13 protein-coding genes are annotated in these 12,472 nt (G+C 34.5%); 12 read left to right on the forward strand and 1 reads right to left on the reverse strand.

What is annotated here, in order from left to right; translation table 11 throughout:
- Positions 1-37 precede the first annotated feature (37 nt).
- The 8 genes from pseB to MHH81_RS04330 all read left to right on the forward strand — a co-directional run bounded on the left by pseB (position 38) and on the right by MHH81_RS04330 (position 8,171).
- The gene (gene pseB / locus MHH81_RS04295) at positions 38-1,012 is read left to right on the forward strand and encodes a UDP-N-acetylglucosamine 4,6-dehydratase (inverting) (RefSeq protein ID WP_340918287.1); all 975 of its coding nucleotides are present in this window, start codon (positions 38-40) and stop codon (positions 1,010-1,012) included.
- Positions 1,013-1,049: 37 nt separating this feature from the next.
- Positions 1,050-2,207 (forward strand): UDP-4-amino-4,6-dideoxy-N-acetyl-beta-L-altrosamine transaminase, encoded by a 1,158-nt coding sequence (gene pseC, locus MHH81_RS04300; RefSeq protein WP_340918289.1) that lies wholly within the window; start codon positions 1,050-1,052, stop codon positions 2,205-2,207.
- Positions 2,204-2,935 carry a glycosyltransferase family protein gene (locus tag MHH81_RS04305; protein WP_340918293.1) on the forward strand — a complete coding sequence of 244 codons (732 nt, stop codon included), beginning with the start codon at positions 2,204-2,206 and terminating at the stop codon, positions 2,933-2,935. Before pseC ends, MHH81_RS04305 begins: the two co-directional genes overlap by 4 nt.
- 11 nt (positions 2,936-2,946) lie before the next feature.
- Entirely contained in the window at positions 2,947-4,011 is a 1,065-nt protein-coding gene (gene pseG, locus MHH81_RS04310; protein WP_340918296.1) for a UDP-2,4-diacetamido-2,4,6-trideoxy-beta-L-altropyranose hydrolase, read from the forward strand.
- The gene (locus MHH81_RS04315) at positions 4,008-4,589 is read left to right on the forward strand and encodes a formyltransferase family protein (RefSeq protein ID WP_340918297.1); all 582 of its coding nucleotides are present in this window, start codon (positions 4,008-4,010) and stop codon (positions 4,587-4,589) included. The genes pseG and MHH81_RS04315 overlap by 4 nt, the downstream gene beginning before the upstream one ends.
- Positions 4,589-5,641, forward strand: coding sequence for a pseudaminic acid synthase (pseI, locus tag MHH81_RS04320; RefSeq protein WP_340918299.1), 1,053 nt, complete (start codon positions 4,589-4,591; stop codon positions 5,639-5,641). The genes MHH81_RS04315 and pseI overlap by 1 nt, the downstream gene beginning before the upstream one ends.
- Positions 5,642-5,754: 113 nt before the next feature.
- Entirely contained in the window at positions 5,755-6,975 is a 1,221-nt protein-coding gene (gene fliB / locus MHH81_RS04325; protein WP_340918302.1) for a flagellin lysine-N-methylase, read from the forward strand.
- A gap of 104 nt (positions 6,976-7,079) precedes the next feature.
- Entirely contained in the window at positions 7,080-8,171 is a 1,092-nt protein-coding gene (locus tag MHH81_RS04330; RefSeq protein WP_340918304.1) for a DUF2920 family protein, read from the forward strand.
- A 45-nt stretch (positions 8,172-8,216) separates the two neighbouring features.
- On the opposite strand, the gene MHH81_RS04335 is transcribed toward MHH81_RS04330, so the two are convergent.
- On the reverse strand, positions 8,217-9,026 hold the full coding sequence (locus MHH81_RS04335; RefSeq protein ID WP_340918307.1) for a flagellin N-terminal helical domain-containing protein: 810 nt from the start codon (positions 9,024-9,026) through the stop codon (positions 8,217-8,219).
- Positions 9,027-9,165: 139 nt separating this feature from the next.
- Between MHH81_RS04335 and MHH81_RS04340 the strand changes: the two genes are divergently transcribed.
- From MHH81_RS04340 to MHH81_RS04355, 4 genes are read left to right on the forward strand one after another with little or no spacing between them, the layout of a single operon-like run.
- Positions 9,166-9,546: a flagellar protein FlaG gene (locus MHH81_RS04340; protein WP_340918309.1), complete on the forward strand. Its 381-nt coding sequence runs from the start codon at positions 9,166-9,168 to the stop codon at positions 9,544-9,546.
- An 18-nt stretch (positions 9,547-9,564) separates the two neighbouring features.
- Entirely contained in the window at positions 9,565-11,646 is a 2,082-nt protein-coding gene (gene fliD, locus MHH81_RS04345) for a flagellar filament capping protein FliD (protein ID WP_340918313.1), read from the forward strand.
- A gap of 48 nt (positions 11,647-11,694) precedes the next feature.
- Positions 11,695-12,093, forward strand: a complete 399-nt coding sequence (fliS, locus tag MHH81_RS04350; RefSeq protein WP_340918316.1) for a flagellar export chaperone FliS — start codon at positions 11,695-11,697, stop codon at positions 12,091-12,093.
- Positions 12,093-12,443: a flagellar protein FliT gene (locus MHH81_RS04355; protein ID WP_340918319.1), complete on the forward strand. Its 351-nt coding sequence runs from the start codon at positions 12,093-12,095 to the stop codon at positions 12,441-12,443. The genes fliS and MHH81_RS04355 overlap by 1 nt, the downstream gene beginning before the upstream one ends.
- Positions 12,444-12,472 lie beyond the last annotated feature (29 nt).

The raw sequence follows: 12,472 nt of genomic DNA on the forward strand, positions 1-12,472 counted from the left end.
AGAGAAAATGTAAAAATACAGTACATAGGAGGATAAAATGACAGTACACCCACTATCAAGAAAAGTCGTATTAGTAACTGGCGGTACTGGCTCATTCGGAAAGAAATTTATCCGTAAGGCGCTAGAAACTGATGTTAAAAAAGTAATTGTCTTTAGTAGAGATGAGTTAAAGCAATATGAAATGGCACAAGAGTTCAAAGACGAAAGGATACGTTTTTTTATCGGAGATGTCCGAGATAAAGAGCGCTTATACCGTGCATTTGATGGTGTAGATATCGTTATTCATGCTGCTGCTATGAAGCATGTAGAAGCATGTGAATATAATCCTTTTGAAGCAGTGAAAACGAATATACACGGTGCTCAAAATATCATTGAAGCTGCTATTGATAGAGGGGTAGAAAAAGTAATAGCCCTTAGTACAGATAAGGCATGTAGCCCAGTAAATTTGTACGGCGCGACAAAGCTTGCTTCGGATAAGTTATTTGTAGCAGCGAATTCGTATGCTGGTGATAAAAAGACACGTTTTGCAGTAGTTCGCTATGGGAATGTTGTTGGGAGCCGCGGTAGTGTTGTTCCATTTTTTCAAAAAATCAAGGAAACAGGGACGCTTCCAATAACTGATGAACGTATGACACGTTTTTGGATTACTTTAGATCAAGGGGTTCAATTTGTATTGGATGGACTTGTTCACATGAATGGCGGAGAGATATTCGTCCCGAAAATTCCAAGTATGAATGTAGTTGACTTAGCAAAAGCAATTGCCCCTGAATGTGAAATGAAAATTGTCGGTATTCGTCCAGGTGAAAAACTACATGAAGCAATGATTACAGAAGATGATGCACGAAGAACGGTAGAATTCGATACATATTATGTTATTCAACCTGAGTTTCCCTGGTGGAGTGAAAAGAAAAATCAAGGGAGACCACTTCCAGATGGATTTAAATATACTAGTGATTTAAATGATGATTGGTTGAAAGTAGAGCAGTTAAGAGAACTAGTCGAAAAAATGTAGTCTTTGACTACATTTTTTCTTTAAGGAGCTAATCGCGATGAGAGATACATATTTACCTTACGGAAAACAATGCATTGACGAAAATGATATTGCAGCTGTAGTAGATATATTAAGAGGAGATTATTTAACTACAGGTCCTAGCATAGTGAACTTTGAAAAAAGTGTTGCAAATTATGTAGGAGCAAAATATGCCGTAGCTTTTTCTAATGGAACAGCTGCATTGCATGGTGCATGCTATGCGGCGGGAATTACTGAAGGTGATGAGGTTATCACAACTCCTATTACATTCGCTGCTAGTGCAAACTGTGTTTTATATCAAGGTGGAACAGTCGTTTTTGCCGATATTGATTCACAAACTTATAATATTTGCCCTACCGATATCGAAAAAAAAATTACTTCTAATACAAAAGCTATTATTCCAGTTCATTTTACAGGTCAACCCGCCCAATTAGATGAGATTCATGCACTTGCAAAAAAATATAATTTAGTAGTTATTGAGGATGCTGCACATGCATTAGGAGCTACTTACAAAGGTGAAAAAGTTGGAGCTCTTAGTGATATGACGATGTTTAGTTTCCACCCTGTGAAACATATAACCACAGGCGAGGGTGGCATTATTACAACGAATAATAAAGAATATTATGATAAACTTATACAATTTCGTTCTCATGGAATTACCAGAGATCCTGCATTAATGAAGGGAAATCATGGACCGTGGTATTATGAAATGCAGTTTTTGGGTTATAACTATCGCATGACTGATATTCAAGCAGCACTTGGTAGTAGTCAAATAACTAAATTGGATGGCTTTATTAATAGACGAAAAGAGATTTTAGCAGAATATAACGAAGCATTTGTTCATATTCCACAAGTACAAATTCCATATCAACTACCATATACAGATTCAAGCTGGCATTTGTATGTGTTGAAATTGAACTTAGATCAATTGACTGTTTCACGTAAAGAAGTATTTGAAGAACTCCAAAAATTAAATATCGGTGTGAATGTTCATTATATCCCTGTACATACTCTTCCGTACTATCAACAACTTGGGTATAAGAAGGGTTCTCTACAGAATGCTGAAAAACTATATGAAGAAATAATATCATTACCTATGTTTCCTTTAATGCAAGATCAAGATGTTAATGATGTTATTGAAGCAGTGAAATTAGTGATAGGGAAAGTGAAAAAATGACCGTTTTAGCGATTATTCAAGCTCGAATGGGCTCTACAAGATTACCAGGGAAAATTCTAAAAAAAGTAAATGGTAAAGCTTTACTAGCTTATCAAATAGAAAGAGTAAGACAGTCTAAATGTATTGATAAAATTGTTATTGCCACAACGATTGATCAAAAGGATGAGCCAATTGTTGAATTTTGTGAACAGTATGGTGTGGATTATTATAGAGGTTCTGAAAATGATGTGCTTGCCCGTTATTATGAAGCAGCTGAACAATTTGAAGGAGATATTATTGTTAGATTAACTTCTGATTGTCCAATTATTGATCCAATTGTTATGGATGAAACAATTTGTTATTATATCGACCATGCTTCTGAATTCGATTATGTATCGAATACAATCGAAAGAACATATCCACGTGGATTAGATACAGAGGTATTCTCGAGAGAGGCGTTAGAGAAATCTTACAAAGAAGCTACGCTTGAAAGAGATCGAGAGCATGTTACAGCATATATGTATACGAATCCAGAAAAGTTTCGATTAGGTTCTATCTCTAATCCACAAGATTTAGGACATTATCGTTGGACAGTTGATACAGTGGAAGATTTTGAATTAATAGAACTTATTTTGAAAGAACTTTATCATTTTTCTAAGATGTTTTACATGGATGATGTGATAAATATCTTAGGAAAATATCCTGAATGGAATAAAATAAATGCCCATATTGAACAAAAGAAACTATAGGTGTGATTATAATGCAAGTATTAATAAGAGTAGATTCGTCTATTAAAATAGGAACTGGTCATGTTATGCGTTGCTTAACGTTAGCTAATCAACTGAAAAGCAAAGGATTACAAGTTTTATTTGTATGTAGAGAATTAGAAGGAAACATTATTGATTACATTCAATTGCAAGGTTTCAGTGTGCACTCTATACCAAATAAAACAAAGTTGGAGAAAGCATATTGGTTGGAAGATGTTAATCAGATAATACAAATTATTAAAAGTGGATGTCTCGAAGTGAAGCTACTAATTGTCGATCATTATGAGTTAGATAAAGAGTGGGAAGAAAAATTGAGACCTTTTGTAAAAAAAATAATGGTTATTGATGATTTAGCTAATCGAAGTCACGATTGCGACATACTGCTTGATCAAAATTATTATGTCAACTTGGAAACAAGATATCAAAGTTTAGTTCCCAAAAATTGTGTACAGCTCTTAGGGCCTAATTACGCATTACTGCGAGATGAATTTTTAGAAGTAGTCAATGGACCTAGAGAAAGAACTGAAAAAATAGAAAATATCCTTGTTTTTTTTGGTGGAACTGATCCTACTGGGGAAACAGTAAAAACGTTGGAAGCATTAAGAAAACAAATTAAACAGAACGTTATAGTTTCTGTTGTTGTAGGAGCTTCCAATCCAAAACGTAATGAAGTTGAAAAATTATGTCATCAAATGCCAAATACAATTTTTCATTGTCAAGTTAGTAATATGGCGGAATTGATGCAGAATGCAGATTTAGCGATTGGTGCAGGAGGTTCAACGACTTGGGAGCGGTGTTTTTTACGACTTCCTTCCATAACGATTATTGTTGCAGAAAATCAGCATGAATTGACTGAAGCTATTTCAACTTTAGGAACAAGTATTAACTTAGGAATTAGTAAAGAAGTTGGAGTATTAGACATTGAAAATGCAATTTCTAATATTTTGAGCAATCCATTTCAAATAAAAGATATGTCGATAAATTGTTCTAAGGTGATGGATCAAGACCAAATGAGAGAGTATCCTGTTTTAAGGGAAATAGAAGTAAACTGCCTATGAAAATTTTATTTTTAGGACCTTACAAGGACAATATACAAGAGTTTCTTTTATCCTATGGGGATAGTGTTGTCAATATTATTGATAAGATTCAACCAGAAGAAGTATTGAAAGAAGATTTCGAATTTATTGTTAGTTATGGGTATAGGTATATTATTCCGATTAATTTAGTTGATTACTACAAGGATCGGATCATAAACTTGCATATTTCTTATTTACCCTGGAATAAAGGAGCAGATCCAAATCTATGGAGTGTTATTGAGGATACGCCGAAAGGGGTAACGGTTCACTATATAGATAAAGGTTTAGATACGGGGGATATTATTGCTCAAAAAAAGATTGTTTTTGAATCATATGAAACATTGTTTTCATCCTATCAAAAGTTGACTTTTGAAATAGAAAAATTGTTTATTCAGGTGTGGCCGCTTATAAGACAAGGAAAGAATACTCGCACTAAGCAAGTAGGAAAGGGGAGTTATCATAGACTAAAGGATAAAGAAGATTATGCATACTTATTAAAAGATGGTTGGAATACACCGGTAAGTAATTTAATTGGAGCAGTAAAGCGAGGAGAAAATTAATGAATGAAATTATCTTATCAAATTTAAGAATAGGCCCTACTAATAAACCTTTAATTATTGCTGAGATGTCTGGTAATCATAATCAATCGTTGGAACGTGCATTGGAAATTGTAGAAGCAGCAGCTAGCTCAGGAGCAAAAGCCTTGAAAATTCAGACATATACAGCTGATACAATGACTCTTAATGTTGAAAATTCAGATTTTCTAATTAGTGATGATGAAAGCTTATGGAAAGGTAATTCACTATTCCAACTTTACCAACAAGCATACACTCCATGGGAATGGCATAAACAAATTTTTGACCGTGCACGCGAGCTAGGAATGATTGCTTTCAGTACACCTTTTGATGATACAGCAGTCGATTTTTTAGAAGAATTAGATGTACCTCTATATAAAATTGCTTCTTTTGAAAATACGGATTTACCACTTATTAAAAAAGTAGCATCCACAGGTAAGCCAATGATTGTATCAACAGGAATGGCTACTGTCTCAGAGCTAGATGAATTAGTGAGAACAGCAAGAGAAGCAGGCTGTAAAGATTTAATTTTATTGAAATGTACAAGCACTTACCCTGCTACGCCAGAAAATACGAATATTTCTACAATCCCTCATATGAGAGAACTTTTTGACGTGCAAGTAGGGTTATCAGATCACACAATGGGAACGGGAGTATCAGTGGCTGCGGTAGCATTAGGAGCAACTGTGATTGAAAAACATTTCACACTGTCTAGAGAAGATGGTGGAGTAGATGCTGCATTTTCTTTAGAACCAGCAGAAATGAAAGTGCTAGTAGAAGAAACAGAGCGCGCATGGCAAGCATTTGGAAAAGTTACGTATGGACCTACTGAAAAAGAAAAAGCTTCTTTGAAATTTAGACGCTCTATTTATGTTTCAAAAGATATTAAAGAAGGAGAGAAGTTTACGACTGACAATATTAAAATTGTTCGACCAGGTTATGGGCTTGAACCGAAGTATTATGAAAAAATTATAAACAAATTGGCTAGGAAAGATTTTAAAGCGGGTACTCCTATGACTTTAGACGAGGTATTATAAAACTCTATTCCTTAACTAATTAGAAGCTCTATATGGAGTGAGAATTAACTAATACCAATTATATTTTGGCCTAAATTTAATTACAAAAAAACTATTCTAAATAGGTGATTTTAATGAAAGAAAAAATGAGACCCATTTTAACACCAACATATTATAAAGAGTTTCAATGTATCGGTTCTGCATGTGAGGACACTTGTTGTGCTGGTTGGAAGGTAACTGTAGATAAAAAAACATTTCAAAACTATCGTGAAACGAATCATCCAGTGATGAAGGAATTGCTAAAGAAAAATGTGACGCGTAATCGTTCGAATTCTTCTACTCATGATTACGCGAGAATTCGAATGAATGATAAGGGTGCCTGCACACTATTGGATGATCAAGGATTATGTAAAGTGCACTCTTTTCTTGGGGCAGAGATGCTCTCAAATACGTGCGCAATTTATCCAAGGATGTTAAATAAAGTAGATCAAAATGTTGAAAAAAGTTTATCGCTTTCTTGTCCTGAGGCTGCTCGTCATGCATTGCTTAATCCTGCAGGGATTGATTTTATCGAAGAAGAAGAACCTGTTAATACTCTTGGCTTTATGAATAAGGAATTTCAAACTGAGCCTAATAATCCGTTTTTTTGGGATTTACGTATTTTTACTATCCAAGTGTTACAAAGTAGGAGTCAATCCATTGAAAATAGACTAATTCTCTTAGGATTGTTCTTTCAAAAAATTGCTTCTTTACCTAAGCAAGAATGGACAGAACAGCTACCTAAAATCATGGAAAATTATATTGAACAATTGAAAAATGATGAGTTCTCACAGTCAATCAAAGAAATGTCTTCCAATCTCTCTTTTCAAATGAATATGGGAAAATCCCTAATTGAATATCGTTTAAAGGATGGCTTATCAAGTGAACGCTATTTGGAGTGTTTGAAGGAAATGATTGAAGGACTATCCTTAGATCAAGAGAAATCTATTGAAGAAACCATTGAAAAATATAAAATAGCTCATGATACATACTATGCTACATTTATGACAGAAAACGATTATATATTAGAAAACTATCTAGTGAACTATGTTTTCAAAAATCTATTCCCTTATGATCAGCAAAAGTTATTTGATAGCTATGTTATACTGATTATTAACTTTGCTCTTATACGAATGCATTTAGTTGGAATGGCTCAAACGCACAAAGGATTATCCTTTGAACTTGTTTTAAAGCTAATTCAATCCTACTCCAAAACCATTGATCATAATGAAAGCTATTTAGTTAATGTAATAGGCAGTTTGAAAGAAAGTGGATACTCAACGATGGCTCATATGGCTACTTTAATAAAAAACTAGTAAAAGAATTATCTGTAAATCTTTTATCACGAATTAGAATTGTAACATTTATTAATAAAACGTAAATTCATTTTCAAAGAAAATCATGATTAAAGGAGATTCATATGGCTAATAATCAGCGTATTAATATTCCAGCACATCATAACCTGTATAATGGTGATTCAAATAGAGAATTACGCATAGAGATTTCATCTCCTAAAACAGGAGTGAATGGTAATACGGGAATTGCTATTTTAGTCCCGGGTTTCGGAGGAGATATTGATTCTAATGTATATAAGAAAATGAGAGAGGTTTTTTCCGATAAAAATAACTTGGTAACAGTTCAGTGTGCTTATTTTGGTAGCGAGTTTATGCAAAGTGCATCATCCTTTAAATTAAATGGTGATGAAAAGGAATTTTTACCTTTACTTTCTCTAGAGGAAAGAAGTGCGTTAATTGCTAACTCTTCTTGCTTGCTAGAAATACTATCTACTAAACAACTAACTCTTCCTGTTATGGCAAAATTGGAAGAAACAAGTGATCACTTTAATGATATGGGATTCATGCAAGCAATTGATATTATTACTGCTATCGAAGCTGTTAAAATTATTTTGAAAGAGAATAATATGGAGTTTAACGAAAATAGGGTAATTGGATATGGACATTCACATGGTGCGTATTTGCTTCATTTAAGCAACCGATTAGCTCCACATTTATTTTCACATATAATAGACAACTCTTCTTGGATAGAACCAGTATACTTAACGATGAATCGTTACTTATTTCAAAGCTATGGGAAGATGGTACTGCAAATAGAGTTCGATTATTTAGCTAAAAAACTCATAGAAGATATAAATGCACTTAGCTTGGTTACTTTATATAATAATTTTAATAATGCTGCAAAGATTATTTCTTTTCAAGGAACTAATGATGATTTAGTAGAGCATAGTTTAAAAGTAAATATTTTTCAAGGAATAGAACATGCAGAATTGATTTTAGTGGATGAAAATAGAGTAGACCATGCAATATTCAAATCCAATACACACGGATTGAACGCTGATTTCTTAAAAATGTTTGAGTATGGTGTGAATCAATTAGGAGATCATGAAAATTTGAATGCTTATTCAAATAACTATGAAATAATATTGTCTTGTACAAAAATCGAAGTAGATTATGCCTTTGGACTACCGGTTTTTACTAGGGATAATTTTAAATAAGAACCAGACTGGCGAAGAGAAAAACTTGTCAGTCTGGTTTTTCAGTTATCTAAACAACCTCAACACATCACTAACATTCTGATTCGTTTGCTTAATCAACATCTCATCACCTTTTTGTCGAATACCTTCTTTTACGAACTCCATCATTTCAAACGCCATATCTGGATCTCGAATGAGTGATTCGGTTTTTTGAAGATTGATTTCAGTTAAAGAGACGTTATCTTTATGATGAGTTAATGTTTCATAGTCTGCACCAGTATTTGCTAAGTGCTTAGATATAATGGATTGCGCATTATCGACTTTTGAAATTAGTTCTTCTGCTTCTTTTCGATTAGAAAGTTTAACAATTTCGATACCTAGGGAAGCTGTACTAACATTTACTGTGTCGATTCGTATCTTTTGACCAGAATTTGCACCGACATGTATGTATAATGGTCGAACATCTCCTAGAATATTCTGTGTGTTGAATTCCATTTTATCAGCTGTGTCATCTATAGACTGAAGTAGTTGGTCTATCTCTTCCTGTGCTGCTGCACGGTCATCGTTTGTAACAGTGTCTGTAGAAGTTTGAACAGCTATCTCACGTATGCGTTGAAGAACGCTACTAACATGCTGTAGTCCAGCATCTGTTGATTCTAAAACAGAAATTCCATCTTGCATGTTCTGTTGAGCTCGAGCGAGTCCTCGTATTTGTCCACGCATGGTTTCGGAAATAGATAATCCGGAAGCGTTGTTGGATGCACGTGTCAGCTTGTCTCCACCTGAAAGTTTTTCAAGTGTCTTTGTTATTGAAGATTCATTTTTTTGATACCTGTTTGTAGAGAAGGCAATCCATGCCTGGTTTTGTATTTTCAATTTATTCACCTCCATGTGAAATTTATAGCTTTCAAGAGTATTATCGACAATACTTTCAATTATTTTTGCGTTAGCTGAAACTTTTAATATTTATACCGATATAAATAAAAGAAAGTTGCAAATGTAGGAGGGGATAAAATTGAGAATTTCATCTCAAGCACAAGTGAAGGACGTTGCGATGCCTGCCCAGACAAAGAATGAAGCAGATTTGGAAGTTACTAAAACGAGTGTTACAGAAAATTCTTTGAAACAACTAATGCAAGCAGAACAGAAAGCAAATGAAAAAGAGATATTCCCAAAAGATAAAGTACAAAAAGCGGTGGATGCTTTAAATGAGTTTATGACTCTACAGAATCATAACTCAAAGTTTGTCATGCATGAGGGTCTAGAGCGCTATTTTGTACAAGTAGTCGATTCGAAAACAGATGAGGTTATTAGAGAAGTTCCACCTAGAAAGTTGTTAGATGCTTTTTACTCGATGCAGAAATTTTTAGGGATGATTGTTGACGAAAAGATATAATACTAGGAGGTTTTTTGGATGGCAGGATTGAGAGTTGGCGGTTTAGCGTCAGGAATGGATATAGATCAAATAGTAAAAGATTTAATGAAAGCTGAGCGTATTCCGCTTGATAAAATGACTCAAAAGAAAACAACGTATGAATGGAAACGTGATTCATACCGTGCAATTAATACAAAGCTAAAAACTTTTGATACCTACTTATTTGATAATTTTTTCGTTTCTAGTAATTTTCATAAAAAAACGGTGGAAAATTCGAATTCTACTCTTATTAATGCAACAGCTACTGGCTCAGCATCCAGCTCACTTTCAATTGACGGTGTTTCCCAACTAGCAAATGCTGCAAGAAAAGTTGGTAATACTGTTTCTACTTCATCAGGAGGTATCGCTACTGGTAGCACTAAAATGAGTGAACTTGGAATTGCAGCTGACACTCAGATATCATTAAAAGCTATTCAAGCCAATGGCACATTAGCAACAGATGCTACGCCAATTGATATTAAAGCTACTGATTCTATAGATGATGTTGTTGCGAAAATCAATAACAGTAATGCTGGTGTATCTGCTTTATTTGAAAATGGTAAGCTTTCAATTACTGCAAAAAATACAGGTGATATTAAAGGAGGAGCAGAGGTACAAATAACTGCTGGTAATGATGTTTTCTCAGCATTAGGTATGGGGAACTCTCCTAACTTAGCAGAAGGTGGTACCAATGCTATTTTCCAAGTGAATGGTATTTCAACAGAGCGTTCAACAAATACATTTATGATATCGGGATACAATGTAACTCTTAACTCTACATTTAATGTGAAAAAAACAATAGAAGAACAAATTGCTCGTTTAGCAACCGCAATACCATTAGCAGAAAAGGACGTGGAGAACGCAACAGCTGCTTTAACTACAGCTACGGAAAATGCAGCTAATCAACAAACGGTCTTTGATAATATACCCCAAAGTCAAAAAGATGCATATTCAGCGTTAGTAACTGACAAAGCTGCTCTTAAAAATGCTTTAGCAAATATTAGCGAAAATGATTTTATAGCTTTTAAAGATTTACCACTAAATGCAGATGGACAAATAGATAATGCAACAATAGAAGCCTCATCAATTTCACCAGAAGCAAAAGCTTTACTGAAAGGTTTAAGTGCTGAGGACCGTACTACACTCCAAAATTTAGAAACAGCAGAATTTAATTCTCTTAGTTCTGTTGCGAAAGAAGATATTAAATTAGATATTGCTAATCAGCAGAAAACTCAAGCGGAGCAAAATTTAGCATCTAAGGAACAAACTAGAGATCAATTAAAGGCTGATTACGATGCAGCGGTTAGCCAAAATAATAATACACCACAAGATACTTCTGTTTCTCCCGTTAAGTTAACAGCTACTGCAGACATAAATTCAATGGTCGATAAAGTTAAAGAGTTCGTTAGCAAATATAATGAACTAATTTCTGGAATGAATGATCAATTGAAAGAAAAGAAATATCGTGACTTTCCTCCATTGTCTGATGAGCAGCGTAAAGATATGTCAGAAAAAGAACAAGAACTTTGGGATGAAAAAGCGAAAAGTGGTCTTTTAAGAAGTGATGATATTATTCGTAGTGGGCTTGGTGCTATGCGTAATACCATTTATGGAAAAGTCGGTGATGGCGAACAGTTGATTGATACGCTTGCTGAAATGGGCATCACAACATCCAAAGTGTACTCGGATGGTGGTCAGCTTGTCATTGATGAAGACAAGTTACGTAAAGCTTTGACTGAAAATCCCGATCAAGTTGTCAATACATTAACAAGTACTGGATCTAAGTCGGAAACACTACCTGATGGTACTATAACTACTGATACTCGAGGAATAGCGAAACGTTTGCGTGATTCGATAAAAGATTTCCAATTAGGTATTGAAAAGCGTGCAGGAAAAGCGGGTTATACTGACCAACAATATGACATAGGTAAGAATTTAATAGATACTAATGATCGTATAACTCGTTTCCAGAATCGTTTAAAAGACGTGGAAGCTCGCTACTGGAGACAGTTCACAGCGATGGAGAATGCGATAAGTAAAGCAAACCAACAATCGGCAATGCTAATGGGTCAAACATCTTAACTATGATAAAATAGTTATTGGATTTAAATTAAAAGGAGTTGTATAGTATTGGCAACACAATCGGTTCACCAAGCTTATAAAAATAATAGTGTGAGTACGGCTTCGCCTGGCGAGTTAACGTTAATGCTCTATAACGGGTGTCTGAAGTTTTTAGGTAAAGCGAAAGTAGCGATTACAGAAAAAAATATTCAGGAAAAAAACATTAATTTGCAGAAGTCACAGAATATTATACAAGAGCTTATGGTGACGCTGAATATGAATATTGAAATTTCTAAGTCTATGATGCAAATGTATGAGTATATGAATCATCGTCTCATTGAGGCTAATATTAAAAACTCCGTGGAAGTTATTGAAGAAGTAGAGGGTTACGTAACAGAATTCCGAGATACGTGGAAGCAAGTCATTCAGGTTAACCGTCAGAAGCAGTTTAGTGGAGGCCAGGCATAATGGCAGAAGTCGAGCAATTTTTACAAACTTCAGAAAGACTATATTCCCATTTGGCGAACATTCCTCTGGATGAAGAGCGCACAGCATTTATTGATCAAATCAATATTTTACTGGATGAACGAGAGGAATCCATTCAAGCTCTAGGTTCCACTGTCCTTTCTGATCATCCTTTATATGTTAATCTACTGGAACTGGATCGAGGGATAAATGAACGCTTATCCAAAGTAATGTACCAGGTTAAGGCAGATATTAAAGATCTTCAACAAAAAAAACGCCACGAGAGTTCATATACTAACCCTTACGCAGTCACACAAACAATAGATGGTATGTATTTTGATAATAAGAAATGATAAAAACGACTTTTGCTATAGCGAAAGTC

It is taken from the genome of Psychrobacillus sp. FSL H8-0484 (assembly GCF_038005325.1).
Classification (GTDB): domain Bacteria; phylum Bacillota; class Bacilli; order Bacillales_A; family Planococcaceae; genus Psychrobacillus.

Excerpts from the sequence above, each read along its gene's own strand:
- MHH81_RS04315 (WP_340918297.1), top strand. The coding sequence starts at position 4,008 with ATGAAAATTTTATTTTTAGGACCTTACAAGGACAATATACAAGAGTTT.
- MHH81_RS04330 (WP_340918304.1), top strand. The coding sequence starts at position 7,080 with ATGGCTAATAATCAGCGTATTAATATTCCAGCACATCATAACCTGTAT.
- fliD (WP_340918313.1), top strand. The coding sequence starts at position 9,565 with ATGGCAGGATTGAGAGTTGGCGGTTTAGCGTCAGGAATGGATATAGAT.
- MHH81_RS04305 (WP_340918293.1), top strand. The coding sequence starts at position 2,204 with ATGACCGTTTTAGCGATTATTCAAGCTCGAATGGGCTCTACAAGATTA.
- pseB (WP_340918287.1), top strand. The coding sequence starts at position 38 with ATGACAGTACACCCACTATCAAGAAAAGTCGTATTAGTAACTGGCGGT.
- pseC (WP_340918289.1), top strand. The coding sequence starts at position 1,050 with ATGAGAGATACATATTTACCTTACGGAAAACAATGCATTGACGAAAAT.
- pseI (WP_340918299.1), top strand. The coding sequence starts at position 4,589 with ATGAATGAAATTATCTTATCAAATTTAAGAATAGGCCCTACTAATAAA.
- fliB (WP_340918302.1), top strand. The coding sequence starts at position 5,755 with ATGAAAGAAAAAATGAGACCCATTTTAACACCAACATATTATAAAGAG.
- MHH81_RS04355 (WP_340918319.1), top strand. The coding sequence starts at position 12,093 with ATGGCAGAAGTCGAGCAATTTTTACAAACTTCAGAAAGACTATATTCC.
- pseG (WP_340918296.1), top strand. The coding sequence starts at position 2,947 with ATGCAAGTATTAATAAGAGTAGATTCGTCTATTAAAATAGGAACTGGT.